Raw genomic sequence first — 21339 nt, forward strand, 5'->3', positions numbered from 1 at the left:
AGAAACATGTTATATTTACAAAAAAATAACGAAAACAGATGAAGGTTTATTCCTTAAGCAAAAATGACACTACCTTAATTAAAGGGTTAGCTATTTTTGGAATAGTTTTTCATAATTTTTTTCACCACCTTTCTCCTTTCACTGGCGAAAATGAATTTGAATTCAACCCTTCGTATGTATATAATTTGTTCAATACTCTTAAAGATTATACCGGAGAGATAATCAATATTCTTTTTAGTTACTTCGGGCATTTTGGAGTTCAGCTTTTCATATTTATTAGTGGCTACGGACTTGCTGTTTCTTTTATCAATCGCGATCGTTCCTGGCTTACTTTTATGATAGAACGACTAAAAAAACTATATCCACTTCTAATTATCGGTACACTTGTTCTATTTCTAACTACATTAGTTGTTTACAACAAATTTCTTTCAATTGAAACATGGAGGGCTATTGGATATAAATTCCTGTTTATTCACACTATTACTCCTTATGAATGTTTAAATGTATCGGGTCCATGGTGGTTTTTTGGACTTATTTTTCAACTCTATTTACTATTTCCTCTTCTTAATTATTTAATAAAAAAATTCAACATCAAAGGTTTTCTTATAATTTGTTTGCTTTCGTATATATGGATTTACATTTCGCAATACGAATTCGGTATATACCGACAACATCTGTATCTTTTAGCAAATTCTCCAGGACATGTAGCTGAATTTTGTCTTGGTATTTGGTTTGCTCACAACAAAAACCGAGAGATTTCGCCCGTTTTTTTGGTATTGGCAATTATTGTTTTTAGTCTTGGAAACTTTTTTCAAAGCTTTTTCCCATTAACGTTTCTCAGCGTTTGCCTTATTTTTATCTTTTGTTATCCAAAAATAAAACAGTTGGCTGGCAAAAAACCTCGACTGCTGCAAACTTTCTTTTTGTTTCTCGGTAAACTCTCAATGATACTTTTTGTTATAAATGCTGTAATACGCGACCCTATAATTTCAACTTATGGAAAAAATAATTTGGGAGCTGTGGGGCATCTCGTTCTAGCAATTCTGTTTTTCGTTTTTATAATTATATTGGCTATAGCCTTAAAACCTGTACATTCAGGCATTGGCTATCTTTTCAATAAAATACCCTCGCCTGAAAAATCTGCCTTTTTTAAACCTGTAGAACGTATTGTACAAACAATGCTAGTACTTTTGTCTATATATATTGTTATTTACCTTATACCTAAAAACAAACAACAAATAACCTCTTCGCACATAACACCCGGGAACATTATAACATATGAAGATACATATAAAAATTTGGCTATACATACTTTTACCAATAATCCCCATGGTATTACTGTAAAAATCTCGTTCGACTACAAACACAACGAGGGGGAAATTCCAAGTGTTGTGTATGACATATCTAATGCTTTATGGAAAAACTTCCACCTATCTCAAGTTAAAGAAAATGAATTTACCCACCATGAGTTTACTCATACCTACTACAAGCCCTTTTTCTTACGCATTAATAATAAAGAAGTAAAAGCTTTTTTCTGGCCAAGAAACAAAACCTCAGGGGAATATAAAAATGTAAATGTTTCTTTTGTAACCACAAATTAACGACATTCTTATAATTCAACTCCCTAATCCGTAATTTCAATTTTTTTCTTTAAAGATTCCATTATATTGAATAAAAAGAGGCTGTCTCAAAATAAAAGACAGCCTCTTTTTTATATAAGTTTCCTGTTCTATAAGAAAATAAGTTGAACAAGAATAAAAATAGGTAGTAAAACTATTAAAGAGAATTTAATCATATAGCCAAAGAAACTTGGCATTTCAATTTTATTCTCTTCGGCAATAGCTTTAACCATAAAGTTCGGACCGTTTCCAATATAAGTCATGGCGCCAAAAAGTACCGCACCCAGACAAATTGCAGTTAAAACCATCTCACCAATACCTGCAACATAGCCGGGACCAGGAATAGCTACTCCTCCATCATTCATTCCGATAGCTAAGTTATAAAAAGAGACAGCAGTAGGTGCATTGTCTAAGAAAGCACTTAAACTTCCTGTTGCGTAAAAATATTGAGCGTTTGAACTTATTCCTAAGTCATGAGCATGTGCTTTTAAATATTGCAAAGCGGGTATCATTGTAATGAAAATCCCTAAGAATAAGAAAGCTACTTCTAAAATTGGTCCCCACGAAAATTTGTTTGCTTCTCGTATTGGTTTTTTTGTGAACAGTAAAGACAAAATAACCATAGCAACAATAGCTCCCTCTCTAATAAATCCTGCCCAGGCATTTTCTTTCATAACAGGCAAATATTGCTCGTTTAGAAATGCAACAGATGCAACAACACCTGCTAAGAAAAGAAAGTTAATATTTCCCTGTAAACTTAAGGGTACAATATTGGCTCTGTCGAATTTGATGTTTTCTATAGGTTCTTTTTTGTAATAATATGAATCAGCAATAAAGTAAATCAACAGTAGCAAGGCATTTACAAAAGCCCATTCCGGTACCATATGGAAAAACCAGGAAAATTCAGCACCCCTTAGATATAACAAGAAAAGTGGTGGATCGCCAAGTGGAGTAAGTAGTCCGCCGGCATTTGCAACAATTGCTATAAAAAATAAAATTGTGTGAACTTTAAATTTTCTTTGACTGTTTGTTTTAATTACCGGACGAATTAAAAGCATTGCAGCACCTGTTGTCCCCATAAAAGAGGCTAAAATGGCACCAATTCCCAAAAAAGTTGTGTTTATCCATGGTTTTGCTTCAATATCACCTTTTAAGTGGATGCCGCCGGTTATTACAAATAAAGCACCTAATAAAATTATAAATGGAATATAGTCAAATAATATTTGATGCGCTAAAAGTCCTGGTAACTTTTGCGCTATCAGATATCCTGCAACGGGAATGCCCAGTATTAAAGAGACAATCAATTTGTTTTTGTTTTTCTCCCACCAGTGTTCAAAGAATAGAGGACCTAGTGCAATGCACAGTAACATTAACACAAAGGGAATAATAGCCCAAAGAGGCATATTTACTACATCATTAGTTGTTGCTGATAATAACATAATCAATTTGGAATTAAAATAATCACAAAAATAGTTATGTTTTTTAAATTACAGTATTTAAAAGCAAAACATTAACATTTTATACCAATTGTAATTTTAAAATAGTCCTGTTTTTTTAAAATTTTACAATTGTAAATGCCGATGTTACAGATACATAGTTCAAACGAACGATAGTGAAGTTTGGACTATAGTAGCTGTCCAATCGGTATTATATCTGTGTTTAAAAGCATTTTTACAGACAACATAAAAGGCTATCCTTCTTTTCTGAAAAGAAGAACAGCCTTTTATGATAAAATGCGTTGTTACAATTAAGCAATAGCACTTCCGATTAGGAAAGTAGCTGCAAGTGCCACGATAGCGTAAAGCTCGGGGAATACCGCCAAGATAAGAGTATTACCGAAAGCGTCGTGTCCTTGTCCGATAGAGACAACACCATTAGCACACACTTGTCCTTGACGGATAGCTGATAGCAAACCGATAAATCCTAATGTTAAACCAGCTGCGAGAGTAGCCATCGCTTGAAAGAAAGTGATTTCAGGTGTAAGCACGTTAAAAATGTTTTGGAACATAAAGTATCCAGCAAAACCGTACAATCCTTGAGTACCAGGAAGTGCAGTTAGAACCAAAAAGTTACCAAACTTTCCTTCCACTTTCTTTGCAGCACCAATAGCCGCATTCCCTACAATCGTAACCCCGTAAGCACTTCCAATTCCCGTGAGTGCCAGCATAATTGCAATGCCAATATAGGCAATAAATAAATTAGTTTCCATAAATTGTTCTTAAAATTATAGTGTTATTGATTTTCATTTAATTAATTTCTAAACGGGTTATATTTTTTCCCTCCTCCTTGAAACTCTGCGTTATTATAAAACTCAACAAATGTTAGACGAACAGGGTGCACAATTGCTCCCAATACGTTCATAAATATATTGATAGCGTGTCCAATAAGGAATATCAAAACATAAACAATGGGTTTTAGTATCGCATTATCGGGGCTCATTCCAGCCGCCAAGCTGTTAAAGACACTTGCAAGGATTCCTCCAGAAAGACCGAGCGCAAACAAGCGAACATACGACAGTACATCGCCCAACAAACCGGTTGCCATATTATAAGTATCCCACAATCCAAGCCCCAAATTCAAGAACGGATTTTTACCCGGAGAATTAAAGAAGAAAATAAGTACAAGAGCGGGGATAATAATTATAATATGAACCAAGCCAAACAATGGCATTACGTCTGGATAAAGTGCACCAAAAATGCAACTTAACAAAAAGACAAGCCAACCAATTGTGGAAAGCGAGTACACAAATCCTTGTTGCTTAATACGATTGGCAACTTTCATAACCATACCAAAGAGAATTTGAATTACCCCTAACACAAGCGAGAGAATAAACATTTGGTTATTGTTGAAAAAAACTTTATCTCTTAATGTCTGCGCAATAGACCAATCGAGTTCATATATTGAGAAACCGAAAAACCCTCCGGTTAACATACCTGCTACCATGGTAGAGGCTCCTAAAACTTGCACCAAAGACAAAATACCTTTCAGAGACATACTTAACTTGTCTTTCATAAAAATTTTAGCCAAACCTGCAACTATCACAAGAAATAGCCCGTATCCTATATCGCCCAACGACAATCCGAAGAAGAGCATATAAAACGGTGCAAAATATGGTGTTAAATCTATTTCGGTATATTTTGGTAGCATATACAGCTCGGCTATCGGCTCGAAAAGCCGTGCGAACTTGTTGTTTTTGAACTTAATGGGGACATCGTCTTCTGGCAACGGCTTGGAAACTTGGTAGTATACCGCTTTTGATTCTAAATAATCGGTTATCTCTTTCTCATTATCTTCAGGTGCCCAACCCTGCAACATCATTAGCTTATCATCTGCTAATGAAGTGGTTGTGCGTTTAACTTTGGTATATTTTATCTTTTGCTCCAAATCGGCTACTACAGCGTCTAACGATGGGATATCTTTCGCCAACTCCTTTAGTTTTGCGCCTTGCTCCTCAACTTTTCCACGAAGCTCTTGGATTAGCTGATTGAGCTTAGTTAGCGAAACGTCGGGCATTTTGATTGTCTCTAAATTTATTTTGCAGGCAATATTGCTCTCTCTAGTAACCGTTATAAAATAGGTTCTTGAAGTTTCTCTATTAATTATGATAGCGTCATACAGCGTTTCCCATTTAGGATTGTATTGATTATCAGGAACAATAAAGAAACTAATATTATATCCAGCTTTTTCCAACCGATCTACACCTTCAGGCTCAAAATTACCCCAAGGTTTTAGAGCGTCACGCTCTTTAGTGCTTACTTGCAGTTGTTGAGTGTAAGTTGATATTTGTGTTTGGATAGCGTCAATCTTTTCGGGAATAGTTTTTCCCAATTCCAAGTCGGCTACATTGTAAGCTATCTCCTCTTTTTTATCTAACTGCTTTTGAAGTATCTTTTTTGATTCGCGTAACTGCTTTAATGTCAAGAAGTATTGATTTAATTCATCGTCTTCAATCACCTTGTCGGCTCCGTCAACGTGAATTAATCCAAGTTCACGCAAATCTTGAAGAAACACCTCATAATCTTTGTGATAGGCGAGAAAAGTGAACTTTTTCATTTTTGCTAACATACACTCTCCTCCTCTTCTTTTTCTCTCTTTTTCTCTAATCTGGCACGCATAATTTTTTGCGAAGCTTTAGAGAGGTTCTCCTCATCTTCTAAGTATCGCTTAATTTTCAATATAGCATCCTTATAACCAGGGATTTGCACTTTCTCGAAAAGGTTAACTTTTTGAGTAGTTTTTTTTCTCGCATAGTCGAGTCGCTCCACTTTCAAGGCATGGAAATCTCTTCTTATTCCTGCTTCGGCAAGAGTCTCAAGGGTTTTTACACCATCTAAATACCATTTTGGTTGATTGAACACGCTAAAAGGTTTCAGTTCAAAATCAACTCTGTCAAGCATTGGGATTACTACTCCGGCGATTTTCTTTTTTGAAAGTTGCACGTCTTTTACGCGAAGCAAGGTGGGGTCGAACTCTACCCACATTCCCATCATTTTGTCGTATGATTGAATCTGTTTCTCTAACTCTTTGTCCAACACCTCTATTTCGTTTCGCGCTTTTTTAACTTCAACACGCAACGCCGTTTCTTTGCTTTGTAGCGTGGGAAGCGCACGCTCACGTATCTTCAGCTGTTTTTCCAACTGCTGACGTGAAGTTTTATTATATTGAAATTTTATCGCCATATATCTTGTCAGTAAATTGATTTACTGTTGGTTATCAAAATAGTTTTACTTTTTCCAGTATCGTTCTACCAGTTCCATTCTCATGTTAACCTCCTGCGGTCTGAAATGCTTAGAGAATAGTCCCCATGTTGTGTCTAACATCTCTACTGTATCTAAGTTTACGTCAATTGCAAGAAGATATTCCGAATAATCTTTCGCAAAATCCAACGCTCTTTGGTCATAGTCGGTAAGGTCGAAACCGTTTTCTAGTTTTGTTCGCGCATTTGCAGCATCGGCATATAGGCGGACAGCTGCGTTCATCACTTGTGGGTGGTCTTCACGCGTTTTCTTACCTTGAACCAACTGTTTCAAACGCGATAGCGAACGGAATGGGTCAACAATCACTTTGCCGATTGTGGTATCTTGTCGCAAGAATAGCTGTCCCTCAGTGATATAGCCCGTGTTGTCGGGCACTGCGTGTGTAATATCTCCACCCGAAAGCGTTGTTACTGCGATAATGGTAATCGAGCCACCATCTGGGAATTGAGCAGCTTTCTCGTAAATTTTCGCCAAATCGGAATATAACGAACCGGGCATTGAATCTTTCGAGGGAATTTGATCCATACGGTTTGAAACAATCGCCAACGCATCGGAGTATGAAGTCATATCGGACAGAAGTACCAACACGTTTTCATTTTTATCCACTGCAAAATATTCGGCAGCCGTTAACGCCATATCGGGAACGAGCAATCGCTCCACGGCAGGGTCTTCGGTGGTGTTCATAAAGATAATGATACGGTCGAGCGCACCAGCATTACTAAACACGTTTTTATAATAGAGGTAGTCGTCGTTGGTCATTCCCATTCCGCCGAGGATAATCTTATCGGCTTTGGCGCGTAACGCAACCGTTGCCATAACCTGATTGAAGGGTTGGTCGGGGTCAGCAAAGAAAGGGATTTTTTGTCCTGATACCAACGTGTTGTTCAGGTCGATACCTGCAATACCTGTGGCAATAAGCTCTGACGGCTGTTTCCTGCGAACAGGATTTACTGATGGTCCGCCGATTTGTCGCTCCTCTCCTTCGGGAACAGGTCCGCCGTCAATCGGGTCGCCATAAGCGTTGAAAAAACGTCCTGCAAGTTGGTCGCTAACTTTCAACGATGGGGCTTTGCCGAGGAAAATCACCTCAGCATTGGTGGGGATACCTTCGGTTCCTTCAAAAATCTGCAACGTAACCTCATCGTCAATAATTTTAACTACTTGCGCTAAACGTCCTTGCACGGTTGCCAACTCGTCGTAGCCCACATTCGTAGCTTTTACTGAACACGTAGCCTTTGTGATTTGGGTAATTTTAGTATATATTTTCTGAAATGCTTTAGCCATAATTTTTTAATTATTGGCTGTTAGCTGATAAAGCAGACAGCCGAGGTTAAGTTTTTAATTTTCCTGTTGTTTGGTTTTGATTAATTTATCCAATTCAGTGCGATATTCATTGAATTTATCCGACATAAACTCAGAGTAATTCATTTGACGACAGATGTTTATTACCTCTTTGAAGTAATCAGCAACCTCAACGAAATTGTCGAATTCAAAATCGGTACGACAAATATCTATTACCATATCTAAAATATATTTTTGACGTTCTATTGGTGTTACCGCATCGATATCGTCAAAAGCATCTTGTTGCAAAATCACGAAATCAATTAATTCTGATTTCCAGAAAGTAACGTGATACTCGGTTAACACGCCGTCATCTCCCAAGATGTTGATCTGCTCTGCAATCTCTTTACCTCGTAGCAAACGGGTTTTTATATCGTTCACTTTTGAAGTCCAATCATTAGAAATTTCTTTTGATATAAACTCCTCAAACTCAGGATATTCAAGGTATTTTGAATAAGATTCAATTGGGTTGATAGCAGGATAGCGTTTTCTGTCGGCTCTGTCTTGTTCGAGGGCGTAGAAACAGCGTGCAACCTTTTTAGTGTTCTCTGTTACAGGCTCTTTCAGGTTACCTCCCGCAGGCGAAACAGTTCCGATAAAGGTAATTGAACCCTCGTGTCCGTTGTTCAACTTAACATGTCCTGCGCGTCCGTAGAAGTTTGAAATAATTGCCGAAATATCCATCGGGAAAGCGTCAGGTCCGGGAAGTTCTTCCAAACGGTTACTCATCTCGCGTAATGCTTGCGCCCAGCGCGATGTCGAGTCAGCCATCAACAGCACTTTCAATCCCATGGCACGATAATATTCCCCAATTGTCATAGCCGTATAAACAGATGCTTCGCGCGCTGCAACGGGCATATTCGAGGTGTTTGCTATAATAATAGTACGCTCCATCAATTTTCTTCCTGTGTGCGGGTCGTCCAATTCGGGGAATTCGGTAAAAATCTCCACAACCTCATTGGCACGCTCGCCACAAGCCGCGATAATAACTATATCAGCCTCAGCCTGTTTCGAGATAGCGTGTTGCAGAACTGTTTTTCCTGTTCCGAAAGCACCAGGGATAAATCCTGTTCCGCCCTCAACAATCGGGTTCAACGTGTCGATTGAACGAACACCTGTTTCTAACAATCTGTATGGGCGTGGCTTCTCTTTATACAACGTCATCGGGACTTTCACGGGCCACTTTTGAACCATATTTATTTCGTACTCTTTTCCGTTTTTATCAACGATTATGGCAATTGTCTGATAAACAGTATATTCTCCCTCAGAAACAACACTTTTAACGATGTACTCTTCGGTCATTGTAAATGGCACCATTATTTTGTGCGGTTGATAGTTCTCGTCAACCTCGCCCAACCACGATGCGGCGGAAACCTTATCGCCAGCTTTGGCTATGGGCTTAAACTTCCACAATCTTTTTTCGTCGAGTGAAGGCGTGTATTGTCCACGTTTTAGGAAAACACCGTCCATTTTGTCGAGGTCGTGCGAAAGTCCGTCCAACTTTTTCTCCAATAGTCCAGGTCCGAGCATCGCTTCAAGCATATGTCCTTGAAAATCTACCTCCATACCCACTTTCAGCCCACGAGTGCTTTCAAAAACCTGAATGTAAACGTTTTTACCATCAACTTTGATTACTTCCGCCATCAGCTTAACGCCATCTAAGTCTATATAAGCTATTTCGTTCTGGGCAACGGGAGCATCAACTTCCACGATTACAAGGTTAGAGATAATTCCCTTTACTTTTCCTTTTGTCATAATATATTTATTGTGCCAATTGTTTTTATATCAATTAATTACTCTTCGGGGATTGTTACATCGCTCTTTAAATTGTCGATTAATTCGCGGAAAATACGTTCGCCCTCTTCGGCATTGAGTTTTACCCAACGTTCCAAAATCTGAAGTTTACACAAATAGGCGAAAATATATTCGATATTGAAATAATCGAACACAGTATTCTCCTCTAACCAATCCCAACGAAATTTATCTATTTTACGCTCGCGTTCATATACCTCCTCCTCTTCAGAGAGACGAACAACGGTATCATATATTTCTAACTCCTGACTTAATCCAAAATCACGCATATTAGAATTTTCCCGAATGATTTTTGCAACGTGATTATTGCCCACAACCACCTGCGAAACGTCTAAACTATATTTTCTTGCAAAAATCGCCGATAAAAGGTTGCCAATATTCAAATTCAGCTCGTACCAACGCGACATTAGCGAGTTTTTTACCTCAATACCGTAATCCATATAGAGAGACGAAAGCAGGTCTTCCCACTGTTTGTTCTCGTTGTGAGCCTCCTCGTCTAACCACGTTCGCATAAACACCTCGTAATAGGCGGGTATCTTGCTGTTTTTCAGTGGTAAATCCTCTTTAATCTGGCTTAGGGTCTCCTCCAACTCCTCTCGGGAGATATTTCCCATTGGATTTTGCTCGCTCTCCTTGTTTTTCAAGAAAGAGAGAAGATTGTCGTTGTCGTATTTTAAGAAATATTTATCGAGCAACCGCATATCTTTCGCCTTAATTTCATCTTCTAACATAACCTTGAACTCCTCCACAGTAAACGGAAGTTTCATGCTGTCGAAATCGAAATCGGGCAATCCTGCAATGAAATAGTAATATTGGTTTTTAAAAAGCATATATTCGGTAGATTTTACACTCGGTTGTTCTTAGATAAACGCAAGTTTCTATTGAATATCAATCAAAAAGTAACTTTTGGATTTGGGGACGTAAAAATTCACGGAAATACTCGATAAATTCAGCCTCTCCAAATTTCACTTTGTACGAACCATCTTCGGGCGACAAAACAAATCCTGTTTTTAATCCGTTAACCGATTCAATTTTTAACCCTTTGTCTAACAGGTGTTTAGCATTGGCTGTAATCTGCTTTTTTAACTCTTCGGGATTTGCCACGCCAACTGTTAGAGCCTCGTTTTTAGCCCAGTTTTGAACCAAGTCGATAATCAACTTTTGCATAAACTCTTTATCTTCGGTGGCAGCCTTTACGTTTGATGTGGCTAATTTGTCCGTAACCAAATTAACAATTTCGGTTTTTAACGCCTCTGAAGCCTGTGTAGCAAATAGTTTCAGTTCCGACTCGATATTGCTTTTCATCTCCTCGGTCTCTTTTTTTGCCGAAGAGATAATATGTTCAGCCTCTCTTTTTGCGTCGCTAATTATCTGATTACTTTGCGCTTTGGCATCTGATACGATTTTATCGGCTTCACTCTGCCCTTTCTCTAAACCTTCACGATAGATTTTGTCGGTTATTTCTTGAAGTTTGTTTTGCATAGCACCGGGTTATATTTTTTGTATTAATATTCTGTATTGCATTATACTGACAAATGTATAAATAAATGAAAAGAATAAAAATGTATTTTGTCATAAAATAAAATATTTTTTGAGTGACAAAATATCTGTAATGCCCGTTGTACAACGCAAATTACTGTTAGTAAGTTACATCAATAGTTTTTATTTTGGTATATTTTGATGTTTTTTACTTTTACTGTTTTTAAACATATTGTATTTGCAACTACTAATGCGTAGAAAATTGGAGAGGGAATTTGCCTGAACTTTGATTTTTAAAATAAAAAAGTATATCAAATGCGAAATCGATACTCCGATTACGCTCTGTGACCAAGCGCATTGCTGAAATCAGAGATTTTTCATTTAGTTGCGTTTAAAAATGCAACTTGCTATAAGCCACTACTTTATCAGATTTAAACCCTCTTTAGCCGAGCTGTCGATTGGGGATATTATTAAAACGGTGTTAAACAGGATTTTAGCCTCACTTTTCTTATCTAAAAAATATTTTGTCCAGCCTGCCATCAGATTGGAATAGTAGTCAAAAGGATATAAGCTTATCACCAAATCGAAAATAGTTTCGGCGAAAAAACTATATACATCGTAAGCCAGTTTCTCTTCCTCGCGCATCATTAGAATTCCCTCTTTTTCAGAAGCAGTAAGTTTAATGCTGTTTTGCGAAAATCCTGTAATGGAATTAATTGACAATAAGGTTATTAGACCTGCTTTTAAGAAAGAGCGTTTACTTTTTTTTAAGTTGTTTATATAAAATTAGGGGGCGAAATGCCCCCTAATGTACTCTATTTGAAAGGCTGTTACTTGTTTTCTCGATGATCACAGACACCGTTGTTGTTTTTATCTATAAAGTTCGGACCTTGTCCTTGTCCCTGACCTCTTCTGCCAAATCGTTTGCCTCTTCCTTGGCGGTTTCCACTTTGGTAGTTGTCGCAGATGCCGTCGTTATCTTTATCCACAAAGAATCTTCCCTTAGTATTTCCTCCTTTGGCATTTCTTCCCTGACCACGCCCGGGACGAGTTCCATCTTCAAAATTGTCACATATTCCATTGTTGTTTTTATCAACGAAGTTTGGACCTCTTTGAGTTTGAGCTTTATTCTCTGTTTGGACTACCTTTTCTGTCTGAGCTTTCTCGTTAGCTTTTGCTGGTTTCTCTTCTTTACCGAAAGCTACTACTGTCATCATTGCAAGTGCAATTGTAATTACTGTTGTTTTCATAGTTGTCTTTTTTTAATTATTATTTTTATTTTGAATTTCCCTTTTATAATGTTGCCTTTGTCCGCCTATTCCATGTCTGCCTCTAGTGCTGCCCTTTTGATAAAATAGTGGTTCAAAAACACTCTTTAGTTTTTCAGTTTGCTCTGCGTTTGAAATCTCTTTTAGTTTTAAGTAATACATGTTGGTTTCATCTTTCAACTCCGCATGCAATTCTCCAAATCTTGTGTTTAATTGCTGTAGCCTTACTGTATCGACACTCTGTTTGTTTAACTCTTCGAATATCAACATTTTAAGACTATCCATCTGCCATATTATTTGATTAGATTTCGGCTTAAAATTTCGGTTTATTTGTCTGAACTGTTCCATTTGCTCATTGTCAAATCCTACTTCTTGCATAAAGAACCTTCCGCTAAGTGGATTTTGTCCTTCTCCTGTGACAATCACAGTTTCAGCAGCCTGCCTATCTTTATATCTATGATGTAGGATGGAGATGATTGTCGTCAAGTTTAGTATCGCAAGTAAGACGATAATCCTAATTAATACTTTGTTTTTATTCGTCATAGTCAATCAATGTATAAAGGTTTAGGTTTTCAAGTTGTGCGTCGTTAATATTTATAGATATGTATTCTTTATCGCCTTTTACCATACTTCCCAATCCAAAACCTACTGCAATTACTAAAGCAAAGCTGGCGGCAACTGCTAATTTTTTCCATATCGGAGCGACTGTTCCAAAAACTACGGCTTCATCGTTTTTCTCTAACTTTGCTAAAACGCGTGTTGCAAGATATGGGTTAACTTGCTTCTCTTTCTCTTTGCGAATAAAATCATCTATGTAATTATCGATTTTCATTTTCTTATTAATTTTTTCAACTTTCGTCTTTTATATCATTAGACAATTATTTTTTTATTTTCCTACGAGATAAGCTAATTTTTTTTGCAAACTTTTTTTTGCGCGCACTAAAAGTTGCTCCACTGCCCCTTCGGAGGTTTGCATTATTTCGGCAATTTCTCGTTGCGATAAATCTTCGTATTTGCTCAATATAAAGGCTTTACGTTGTTTTTCAGGAAGCCCGTCAATAGCTTTTTGTATGCTTTTTTCTATTTCTGTGGCTTCAAGTTGCTGATGAGCGTCTCTCTCCTCGTTACTTTTGTTCAATAAGCTCATTAGGTTATTACCCGCATTGGTAAGTAAATTTCGTCTTTTATTTTTATTGATATAGTTAATGGAAGTGTTTATTGTAATGCGATATAGCCAAGTGGAAAAAAGCGACTTCTCTTTAAATGAATTTAACGAACGATACACCCGAATAAAAACCTCTTGTGTAATATCTTCAGCATCTTGCCGTGAATGAACAAAACCGATTGCCACGCGAAACACCTGCTGTTGGTACTTCTCCATCAACAAGCGAAACGCCTCTTTATCACCAGAAAGTATCTTTTCTATTAATTGTTCTTCGGACATCAGTTTAAATTCGGTTTTATATTTTAGACATGGAAACGGAATTTTTCCTACGTTTAGATAAAAAAGTTCATTTTAATCTAAATGACAATGATCATACCACGATATGTTATTAAAATCGATAAAAAACGAACTTTTATTCATTTACATTGTTTAAGATTTGAAAATTGAAAATAGAAGTAAAAATTAATAAAATCAAAAAGAATATGACAAAAATTACATTCAAGGGCAATCCTGCCAGCATTAGTGGCAACTTGCCCAAAGTGGGAACACAAGCACCTGATTTTTCATTAGTTAAAGGTGATTTGTCAGAAGCCAGACTTTCAGATTATAAAGGTAAAAATGTGATACTGAACATCTTTCCGAGTTTAGACACTGCAGTGTGCGCTACCTCTGTTAGGAGATTTAACAAAATAGCATCTACCATTAAGAATAGCGTAGTTCTTTGTATTTCAGCAGATTTGCCGTTCGCTTCGGGGCGTTTTTGCTCCACAGAGGGGTTGGATAATGTTGTTACGCTTTCAATATTCCGCGACCACTCTTTTGCCGAAAAATATGGCGTTATGATGACTGATGGTCCACTCAAAGGGCTATTAGCACGCGCAATAGTAGTTGTAAATCCTGAAGGAAAAGTAATTTACACGGAGTTAGTTCCTGAGATTGCACAGGAGCCTAATTACGATTCAGCTATCAATTCGATAGTATAGTTTTAGTAAGAATTGTGTTAATAATGAGAAGCCTGCGAAGTGATTCGTGGGCTTCTTGCTTTTTGTGTGCAAATAGCCTAATCTTCCGCCTCCAATTCAAAAATATCATCAACTCGTTTGCCAAAAAGTCGTGCTAACTTCAATGCAAGCACTACAGAAGGTGCGTACTTGCCCTTTTCTATGGCATTTATCGTCTGTCTGCTAACGCCAATTTTCTCTGCAACTTGCTCTTGCGTGAGTCCAAGTTCGGCACGTTCTACTCTAATCCTATTCTTCATTTCGACTGCGATTTAATCGGTACATTGCCACTCTAAATTTAATGATAAACAGCGACATTTGAGTAAAATAGAGCAAAACAACCATCACCGTAAGGTATATCGCACCGTAAACAAAAAGGGTAGAGCAAACTATCAGTGCCAAGTTTACATAGGTAGCCCAAACTAATGACTCTAAGCGCAATTGAGCAATATACTCGTCTTCGTGTCGCTCGCGCGTGAAGCCAACTAAAACAAGCCCAACAGTGAGTAGCACAACTATAATCTCGTCAAGAATGCTGTCTTTCTTGCTGAGAGTGAAAAATTCAATGTCTGTGAAAACGTCATCTGTCATTAAAGCGGGCATTTTACAATGCACATCAATAGCGTCTAGAATGCTACTTTCGAACAAAAAGAGCAAGCCTAATACTAAGCCAATTGTTAAAAAAATCCAGCCGACCTTGCGCCAGCTGTGTGGAAGTAAATTTCGTGTGTTCATATATTTATGATTTATTGGTGAGCCACAAATGTAATACTTGTTTTACAATATGACAAATAAAATTGATATTTTGTAAAAAAAACTTTACAAATATGTTCTTAAACCGAAACATTAATAAACTAAGTCACTGGTAAAAAGGTTTGTAAACTCGTAGATAAATTTTTTGTAAATTTGTAAATAAAAGCTGAGTCGAATAGTTGTAATTTCGATTGTTGAAAGTAGAAAAAATGACTGTATAATATGAGACAAATCAAGCAAAATAAAACAAAGGAATTTATCAATCTATCGCACTTTATATCAATTCTTAATCGAAAAAAGAGTGACCCTAAAGAATTTACTTTTACCGGGAATTTAAAGGTTAATAAAATAGATATTCAGCTATTTGAGTATAGAAAGGAGAAGTGTAATGAAATAAAAAGTATTTCACCTGAAAACATCAGTGCGTTTGAAAAAAACGAAAACAGCTACTGGTTAAATATTAATGGATTAAGCGAAACGGAAACTTTAGTCTCAATATGTGAAAAGTTGGGTATTCATAGTTTAGTAATTCAAGATATTCTTGATGTTAGTCAAAGACCTAAATTTCAGGAGTATGAGAACTTTTCGTTTCTGACTTTAAAATCAATACTTCCGTCAGAAAATGAAGTATTGGCGGAGCAGATAAGTTTTGTTTTTAGTTCAAACTATCTAATCTCTTTTCAAGAGCGAAAAGCGGACTTCTTTGAACATCTGAGGGTTAGGTTAAGAGAAAATAAAGGTATTTTAAGAGAGAGTACTGCCGATTATCTGCTTTATACAATGCTTGAGTCAATTCTCGATAACTACTTTAAAACTCTCACAAAGTTAGATGAAGAGATTGAAAATTTTAATTTTACGGATACTAAAAAAGACCCCTTACCAAATGCGCTTGAAGTCATCGAAAATCATAAAAAGTTAGTTCATTTTATCAAAAAGTCTATCCTACCGATAAAAGAGTTTACTTTGATAGTTGAACGTGGCGAATCTCAATTTATCGAAGAGAAGCACTTGAAATATTTTGCTGAAATTAAAGATTTATGTTTAACGCTGATAGATAGCTGCGATATGATTCTCTCATCACTTGAAAGTGAAACAAATTTGTTTTTTTCTGTGCAAGGGCATAGAATGAACCAAGTGATGAAAACTCTTACAATTGTTGCTACTATATTTATTCCATTAACCTTTATTGCAGGAATTTATGGTATGAATTTTTCAAATATGCCTGAACTTGAATGGAAGTACGGTTACTTGGGGATATGGTTAGTTATTATTTGTGTTTTCTTTGGTATGATTATATATTTTCGTCGAAAGAAATGGTTTTAAGTTGGATATAATATCCTTATTATTAAAGGAAAACAAAAAACAGTTACCACCCAAATAAGATAGTAACTGTTTTTATTGTTAAGTAAACGAAAATGTTTATTATTCCTCTTTCATCATTTTGTTTAGTTTTCGCAATTTAAAGGAGAAATAGATGCTGTAACATCCTAACAATATAAATGCTAACGCTGTCCAAATAACTACGCTTACACCTGCAAACATTGGATTCCACAGTAAAATAAATGAAAAAATTAAGCCCAATACGGCGGTTACCATTAGTGTACCCCAATCTAAAATGCCGTATTGTTTCATATCGTAAGCTGTGACCATGCCCGATATGGAGCGGAAAAGTAAGGTAAATCCTATGTAATAGGGTAAAGTAACCATTGTTGTAGCAGGATTGAGCAACAAGAGAATACCCACTATTGCACTTAATATACCTAACGCCAATGACCAGCCCCAATTTTGATGTCTGTTATCAAAGGCAAAAATCACTTCGGTAATTCCGTTAATGAGAAATCCAAAAGCAAACACAAAGGACAAGGCAGCATAAGCATCTGCAGGCGTAGCAAATGTCCAAATTCCTAATACAATAAACACTACTCCTACAATGAGCATCAAATACCATCGTTTAATGGCTTTTTCAATTTTCTTAAATGTCTGTTTCATATGTATATAAATTTATAAGGTTTTGTAACTATGTTGTTATGTTTTTATCATCTAATATATTCATAAATTCTTCTCCCGTAATAGTCTCTTTTTTAAGAAGATATTCGGATAGTTCATGCATTTTGGTCTCATTTTCGCGAATGATATTTTTTGCCTTTTCGTGAGCATTTTTCACAATTGAAAGGACAACATCATCAATTCTGGCAGCTGTTTCAGGAGAGCAACTCAATGACGTATCGCTACTTAAATATGGATTGTTTACAGTTTCCAATGCCACCATATCAAACTCCTCGCTCATCCCGTAGCGAGTAACCATGGCACGAGCAAGTTTTGTGGCTTGTTCAATATCGTTGGACGCTCCTGTTGTAACTTTGTTGAAAACAACCTCTTCGGCGGCGCGTCCTCCGGTAAGTGTGGCTATTCTATTCTCTAAATCCTCTTTGCTGTATAGGTTACGTTCGTTTTCGTCAATCTGCATGGTATAGCCGAGTGCTCCCGATGTGCGAGGGATAATTGTAATTTTATGCACAGGCGCTGAGTGTGTCTGCATTGCAGCAACCAAAGCGTGTCCTATTTCGTGATAAGCTATAATACGTTTCTCTTCGTCGGAAATTACTTTGCCTTTGCGTTGTGCCCCTGCGATAACGGTTTCGATACTCTCTTCCAAGTCGTTTGTTGTTAAGCTGTTACGATTATTTCTAACGGCTCTAAGAGCAGCTTCATTCACAATATTTGCTATTTCGGCGCCCGATGCGCCCGATGTTGCTCGTGCGATTAAATTCAAATCAATTTCGTCGTGCTTAACTTTTTTCAGGTGGACTTGCAATATGGCTTTTCGTCCCTCTAAATCGGGAAGTTCCATTTGTACTCGGCGGTCGAACCTTCCAGGGCGAAGCAGAGCTTTGTCTAAACTTTCGGGGCGGTTGGTTGCTGCCAAAATAACAACTCCCTTTTGCCCATTGAAACCGTCCATTTCTGTAAGTAGCTGGTTTAGAGTTTGTTCACGCTCATCGTTGGTGGTCATTCCATCGCGTCTTTTGCCAATGGCGTCAATCTCGTCAATGAAAATAATACAGGGAGCTTTTTTGTTTGCCTGACTAAACAGGTCGCGCACTTTGGCAGCACCCATTCCAACGAACATTTGAACAAATTCGGAGCCGGAAAGGGCAAAGAAAGGTACTTTTGTTTCACCCGCAACCGCTCTCGCTATAAGCGTTTTACCTGTTCCTGGAGGACCAACTAATAAAACACCTTTAGGCAGTGTGGCTCCTATATCAGCGTATTTTTTTGGATTATGCAGAAAGTCAACAATTTCGCTCAGTGACTCTTTGGCTTCTTCCTGTCCCGCAACGTCGGCGAATGTGGTTTTTATCTCATCTTCGGCATAAATCTTTTCTTTGTTTTGTCCAAAGCTCATATAGTTTCCGCCGAGTTTCCCACCCATAGACCTCATTGCGTTTCGCCATATAAAGTAGAAAATTACTCCGGGCAATACCCAGAAAAGCAGGAAGTTTAAAATTGGGGAGTTTTCGCGAGGAATGGTTTCGCTAAATTCTATTTTCCCGTTTTCGTTAGGACTCTCTGCCAGCAAAAGTCGGTCAACTAAATTGTCATCGCTCATTCTGCCTGTTTGAAAAACGATATCTTGTGGGTCGCCTTTTCTGTCAACTCCGCCGTTGGCTGTGGTAAAAAAGACTTTGTTCCCGTCAATGTTTACCTGTTTGACTAACCCTGAATCAACTTTGTTGAGAAAAGCGCTGTATGTTGTCGGGATAATTTTAGGTTTGAAGAGGTAAGGAAATACTAAAGAGTTAAGTATCAGCAATAATGCCATTGTCCATAAGAAGCTTCTCCAGTTGATATTGGGCTTTCGTGAAGAGTTATCGGTTACGTTATTTTTGTCCATTTTGTTTAAATTAAATTGTTATTTAGTTTTATTAATTATTGCTCATTAGTTTGTCATATTTTATGCAATTTGACAGAATTTTTTTTGCATCTTTTTCATTTAATTTTATTGTTGCAGCATCTTTACCTATTTCCACCAATCTATCCTTGTTGTCTAAATCAAACATTTTCGTATGTTTCAATCCGTGAACTTCAATAAGAATATCGCACAATTTACTATCTTCCAGCACATTAGCGTTAGACATCATTTTGAAAGTATGTTCAACTATTGACCTCATAGTCAATGGCTCAGGAAGTTTCTGCATCAGCGAAACATTGCTTGCAATCACGTATCGACATTGGTCGCGAATAACAGAAACAGGCAGGTTTTTAAAAATACCGCCGTCAGAATAATATTTGCCGTTGATTTTTTGTGGTTCAAAAAGAATGGGTATGCTACATGAAGCAACTACCGCTTCAACCAAATTCTTGCCTTCTGAAAATGTATGTGTAGTAGAATTATACATATCGGTCGCAACAGCAACAAAAGGAATCTTAAGTTCTTCGAAAGATTTTGCCCGTAAATGTTTACTAAGGAAATTTGCAATACCAGAAGTTTTTAAAAAACCCGATGTGGGCTTGGTAATTTCTACTAACTTTTTGAAATTTATATTTGCCGAAATTTCTAAAATCTCTTCAGGAGAATATCCGTCTGCGTAAAGAACACCTGTAAGCGAGCCTACACTTGTTCCTGCGATAATTTGAGGTTTTACCCCATAAGCATCCAATGCGCTTAGCACACCTAAATGCGCATATCCGCGTGCGCCACCGCCACTTAGCGCATATCCCAAATTATATGAATATATAGGTAATTTATCAGCCAAAACATATAAATATTACACTACAAAGTTAACAAACAGTGTGAAAGGTACTTTGTCTAAAATTCACATATAGTTGTCTAAAATTCTCTTTATATCTGTTCTCTTAGTACATGACAAAAACTTTAATTAAGTTGAAAGTCGGAATTGTCCGTAGGACAACATGTGATAAACCGTAAGATTTATCTTACGGAAACTGCACCTTCCCGACTTTCGCCCGTAGGGCGACACTTTGCGTTAAAGCAATGTGCCACCCTAACGGGTGGGATTGTGTGCTGTTGCACACCCATAGGCTTGCGCCTATGGTTAATCAAATGTTGTCCTACGGACAAAAAACATGTGCTAATCCAAAAGTATGAATCTTCAAAAATCAACCATATAATAAAAATGTAGTCTTTCCTAAATATTTCTTAACTCCTTAATGGTTATTTAGTTAACGTCAACTAATTACCAACCACACAACTCGCATCAAAAAATAGCATAGACTTTTTCAGTTAACCATACTTAGATATGTTCTCTAAATTGTGTGGGCGATAATTCGGTTTGCCTTTTGAAAAATTTGCTAAATGAGGATGTCTCTGAAAATCCGAGTTTTTCTGAAACTTGACTAGTGGTTAGCTCTTTATCGGTTAACAAAACCTTTGCATGATCGGTTATTTTTTCATTGATAAAAGTGCCGGGAGATTTGCCTGTGGTCGTTTTAATTGCCTTAATCAGGTGCTTTGAAGATATGTTTAGTTGATTGGCGAAAAATGCAGTTTTATTACTTATTTTTATTGGTTGTAGAAGTAGGTTAAAAAATGAGTCGGTAATTTCTTCGTTTCTTGTAGAATGGTTTTCAACTTTTTTGCTTTTCAGGAAGATTTCGGCTACCTCACAGACAAAAACCAAAAACAGATTACGTAATGTTTCTTGTTGAAATACAGAGCTTTTGGTCTCCCTTTTTCTATAAATTAGTTTATAAATATCGATAAGAATTTTTTGCTGCTCTTTAGTAAGGTCGGTAAGTGTGTACTGGTGATTGTTAATTTGACGAAAAGGCTTTACAAGTTGAGCGTTTACGATGTTTTTAGCAAGAAAATCTCGCGCGACGAACAAAAGTATGCCGTGGTATTCTCTTTTTGAACGAATAATATGTACAATGGAAGAGGGATGTGCAATAAGCAAGGTCGATGCCGTTATATGGTAATCTATTTGATTGATACTTATGTCGATATCGCCATCGGTACACATTAAAATACCAACATACTCTTTCATGTCGGCAGTTGCATTTTCGATTACCGGGAGTACGCCGTGGCAGAAAAAATAATCTTTCTCCTGCCACTCATAGCCAAGATTTATAATAGCCTCTCGTAGCGTAAGATGTGAATTTTGTGAGTGCTTTGTCATTTAG

22 protein-coding genes are annotated in these 21339 nt (G+C 37.1%); 3 read left to right on the plus strand and 19 right to left on the minus strand.

Annotation, left to right across the window (positions count from 1 at the left end):
* Positions 1-38: 38 nt before the first annotated feature.
* The gene (locus GX311_01315) at positions 39-1601 is read left to right on the plus strand and encodes an acyltransferase (protein ID NLK15017.1); all 1563 of its coding nucleotides are present in this window, start codon (positions 39-41) and stop codon (positions 1599-1601) included.
* Between the two features lie 128 nt (positions 1602-1729).
* Here GX311_01315 and GX311_01320 read toward each other — a convergent pair whose 3' ends face one another.
* The 13 genes from GX311_01320 to GX311_01380 all read right to left on the minus strand — a co-directional run bounded on the left by GX311_01320 (position 1730) and on the right by GX311_01380 (position 13720).
* A complete protein-coding gene (locus tag GX311_01320) occupies positions 1730-3058 on the minus strand; it encodes a sodium:proton antiporter (protein NLK15018.1) in 1329 nt (442 codons plus the stop codon).
* Positions 3059-3366: 308 nt separating this feature from the next.
* A complete protein-coding gene (locus GX311_01325) occupies positions 3367-3828 on the minus strand; it encodes a V-type ATP synthase subunit K (protein NLK15019.1) in 462 nt (153 codons plus the stop codon).
* A 41-nt stretch (positions 3829-3869) separates the two neighbouring features.
* Positions 3870-5684, minus strand: coding sequence for a V-type ATP synthase subunit I (locus GX311_01330; GenBank protein NLK15020.1), 1815 nt, complete (start codon positions 5682-5684; stop codon positions 3870-3872).
* Positions 5678-6298, minus strand: coding sequence for a V-type ATP synthase subunit D (locus GX311_01335; protein NLK15021.1), 621 nt, complete (start codon positions 6296-6298; stop codon positions 5678-5680). The genes GX311_01330 and GX311_01335 overlap by 7 nt, the downstream gene beginning before the upstream one ends.
* 45 nt (positions 6299-6343) lie before the next feature.
* Positions 6344-7663, minus strand: coding sequence for a V-type ATP synthase subunit B (locus tag GX311_01340; protein NLK15022.1), 1320 nt, complete (start codon positions 7661-7663; stop codon positions 6344-6346).
* A gap of 51 nt (positions 7664-7714) precedes the next feature.
* The gene (locus GX311_01345; protein ID NLK15023.1) at positions 7715-9475 is read right to left on the minus strand and encodes a V-type ATP synthase subunit A; all 1761 of its coding nucleotides are present in this window, start codon (positions 9473-9475) and stop codon (positions 7715-7717) included.
* A 35-nt stretch (positions 9476-9510) separates the two neighbouring features.
* Positions 9511-10359, minus strand: a complete 849-nt coding sequence (locus GX311_01350) for a DUF2764 family protein (GenBank protein ID NLK15024.1) — start codon at positions 10357-10359, stop codon at positions 9511-9513.
* A gap of 58 nt (positions 10360-10417) precedes the next feature.
* Positions 10418-11011 carry a hypothetical protein gene (locus GX311_01355; GenBank protein NLK15025.1) on the minus strand — a complete coding sequence of 198 codons (594 nt, stop codon included), beginning with the start codon at positions 11009-11011 and terminating at the stop codon, positions 10418-10420.
* 414 nt (positions 11012-11425) lie between these two features.
* The gene (locus GX311_01360) at positions 11426-11731 is read right to left on the minus strand and encodes a hypothetical protein (GenBank protein ID NLK15026.1); all 306 of its coding nucleotides are present in this window, start codon (positions 11729-11731) and stop codon (positions 11426-11428) included.
* 107 nt (positions 11732-11838) lie between these two features.
* Positions 11839-12258 carry a hypothetical protein gene (locus tag GX311_01365; protein ID NLK15027.1) on the minus strand — a complete coding sequence of 140 codons (420 nt, stop codon included), beginning with the start codon at positions 12256-12258 and terminating at the stop codon, positions 11839-11841.
* A 12-nt stretch (positions 12259-12270) separates the two neighbouring features.
* Positions 12271-12819: a hypothetical protein gene (locus GX311_01370; GenBank protein NLK15028.1), complete on the minus strand. Its 549-nt coding sequence runs from the start codon at positions 12817-12819 to the stop codon at positions 12271-12273.
* Positions 12809-13108 carry a hypothetical protein gene (locus tag GX311_01375; protein NLK15029.1) on the minus strand — a complete coding sequence of 100 codons (300 nt, stop codon included), beginning with the start codon at positions 13106-13108 and terminating at the stop codon, positions 12809-12811. Before GX311_01375 ends, GX311_01370 begins: the two co-directional genes overlap by 11 nt.
* 54 nt (positions 13109-13162) lie before the next feature.
* Positions 13163-13720 carry a sigma-70 family RNA polymerase sigma factor gene (locus tag GX311_01380; GenBank protein NLK15030.1) on the minus strand — a complete coding sequence of 186 codons (558 nt, stop codon included), beginning with the start codon at positions 13718-13720 and terminating at the stop codon, positions 13163-13165.
* 203 nt (positions 13721-13923) lie between these two features.
* Between GX311_01380 and tpx the strand changes: the two genes are divergently transcribed.
* Entirely contained in the window at positions 13924-14424 is a 501-nt protein-coding gene (gene tpx, locus GX311_01385; GenBank protein NLK15031.1) for a thiol peroxidase, read from the plus strand.
* Between the two features lie 77 nt (positions 14425-14501).
* Here tpx and GX311_01390 read toward each other — a convergent pair whose 3' ends face one another.
* Positions 14502-14702 (minus strand): helix-turn-helix transcriptional regulator, encoded by a 201-nt coding sequence (locus tag GX311_01390; GenBank protein ID NLK15032.1) that lies wholly within the window; start codon positions 14700-14702, stop codon positions 14502-14504.
* On the minus strand, positions 14692-15177 hold the full coding sequence (locus tag GX311_01395; GenBank protein NLK15033.1) for a hypothetical protein: 486 nt from the start codon (positions 15175-15177) through the stop codon (positions 14692-14694). The genes GX311_01390 and GX311_01395 overlap by 11 nt, the downstream gene beginning before the upstream one ends.
* A gap of 240 nt (positions 15178-15417) precedes the next feature.
* Here GX311_01395 and corA point away from each other — a divergent pair, with 240 nt between their 5' ends.
* On the plus strand, positions 15418-16518 hold the full coding sequence (corA, locus tag GX311_01400; GenBank protein NLK15034.1) for a magnesium/cobalt transporter CorA: 1101 nt from the start codon (positions 15418-15420) through the stop codon (positions 16516-16518).
* Positions 16519-16617: 99 nt separating this feature from the next.
* Here the strand turns inward: corA and GX311_01405 are convergent, their stop codons facing one another.
* The 4 genes from GX311_01405 to GX311_01420 all read right to left on the minus strand — a co-directional run bounded on the left by GX311_01405 (position 16618) and on the right by GX311_01420 (position 21335).
* On the minus strand, positions 16618-17184 hold the full coding sequence (locus GX311_01405; GenBank protein NLK15035.1) for an HdeD family acid-resistance protein: 567 nt from the start codon (positions 17182-17184) through the stop codon (positions 16618-16620).
* 28 nt (positions 17185-17212) lie between these two features.
* A complete protein-coding gene (hflB, locus tag GX311_01410) occupies positions 17213-19090 on the minus strand; it encodes an ATP-dependent zinc metalloprotease FtsH (GenBank protein ID NLK15036.1) in 1878 nt (625 codons plus the stop codon).
* Between the two features lie 31 nt (positions 19091-19121).
* Complete coding sequence (locus GX311_01415) at positions 19122-19952, minus strand: patatin-like phospholipase family protein (protein NLK15037.1); 831 nt, start codon at positions 19950-19952, stop codon at positions 19122-19124.
* 498 nt (positions 19953-20450) lie between these two features.
* Positions 20451-21335, minus strand: a complete 885-nt coding sequence (locus tag GX311_01420) for an AraC family transcriptional regulator (GenBank protein ID NLK15038.1) — start codon at positions 21333-21335, stop codon at positions 20451-20453.
* Positions 21336-21339: the final 4 nt, after the last annotated feature.

It is taken from the genome of Bacteroidales bacterium, assembly GCA_012519055.1.
GTDB lineage: Bacteria > Bacteroidota > Bacteroidia > Bacteroidales > Salinivirgaceae > JAAYQU01.

Bases quoted from the DNA above. Each gene is read 5' to 3' on its own strand.
- GX311_01315 (NLK15017.1), top strand. From the start codon at position 39: ATGAAGGTTTATTCCTTAAGCAAAAATGACACTACCTTAATTAAAGGG.
- GX311_01320 (NLK15018.1), bottom strand. From the start codon at position 3,058: ATGTTATTATCAGCAACAACTAATGATGTAGTAAATATGCCTCTTTGG.
- GX311_01325 (NLK15019.1), bottom strand. From the start codon at position 3,828: ATGGAAACTAATTTATTTATTGCCTATATTGGCATTGCAATTATGCTG.
- GX311_01330 (NLK15020.1), bottom strand. From the start codon at position 5,684: ATGTTAGCAAAAATGAAAAAGTTCACTTTTCTCGCCTATCACAAAGAT.
- GX311_01335 (NLK15021.1), bottom strand. From the start codon at position 6,298: ATGGCGATAAAATTTCAATATAATAAAACTTCACGTCAGCAGTTGGAA.
- GX311_01350 (NLK15024.1), bottom strand. From the start codon at position 10,359: ATGCTTTTTAAAAACCAATATTACTATTTCATTGCAGGATTGCCCGAT.
- GX311_01355 (NLK15025.1), bottom strand. From the start codon at position 11,011: ATGCAAAACAAACTTCAAGAAATAACCGACAAAATCTATCGTGAAGGT.
- GX311_01365 (NLK15027.1), bottom strand. From the start codon at position 12,258: ATGAAAACAACAGTAATTACAATTGCACTTGCAATGATGACAGTAGTA.
- GX311_01370 (NLK15028.1), bottom strand. From the start codon at position 12,819: ATGACGAATAAAAACAAAGTATTAATTAGGATTATCGTCTTACTTGCG.
- GX311_01375 (NLK15029.1), bottom strand. From the start codon at position 13,108: ATGAAAATCGATAATTACATAGATGATTTTATTCGCAAAGAGAAAGAG.
- GX311_01380 (NLK15030.1), bottom strand. From the start codon at position 13,720: ATGTCCGAAGAACAATTAATAGAAAAGATACTTTCTGGTGATAAAGAG.
- tpx (NLK15031.1), top strand. From the start codon at position 13,924: ATGACAAAAATTACATTCAAGGGCAATCCTGCCAGCATTAGTGGCAAC.
- GX311_01390 (NLK15032.1), bottom strand. From the start codon at position 14,702: ATGAAGAATAGGATTAGAGTAGAACGTGCCGAACTTGGACTCACGCAA.
- GX311_01395 (NLK15033.1), bottom strand. From the start codon at position 15,177: ATGAACACACGAAATTTACTTCCACACAGCTGGCGCAAGGTCGGCTGG.
- corA (NLK15034.1), top strand. From the start codon at position 15,418: ATGAGACAAATCAAGCAAAATAAAACAAAGGAATTTATCAATCTATCG.
- GX311_01405 (NLK15035.1), bottom strand. From the start codon at position 17,184: ATGAAACAGACATTTAAGAAAATTGAAAAAGCCATTAAACGATGGTAT.
- hflB (NLK15036.1), bottom strand. From the start codon at position 19,090: ATGGACAAAAATAACGTAACCGATAACTCTTCACGAAAGCCCAATATC.
- GX311_01420 (NLK15038.1), bottom strand. From the start codon at position 21,335: ATGACAAAGCACTCACAAAATTCACATCTTACGCTACGAGAGGCTATT.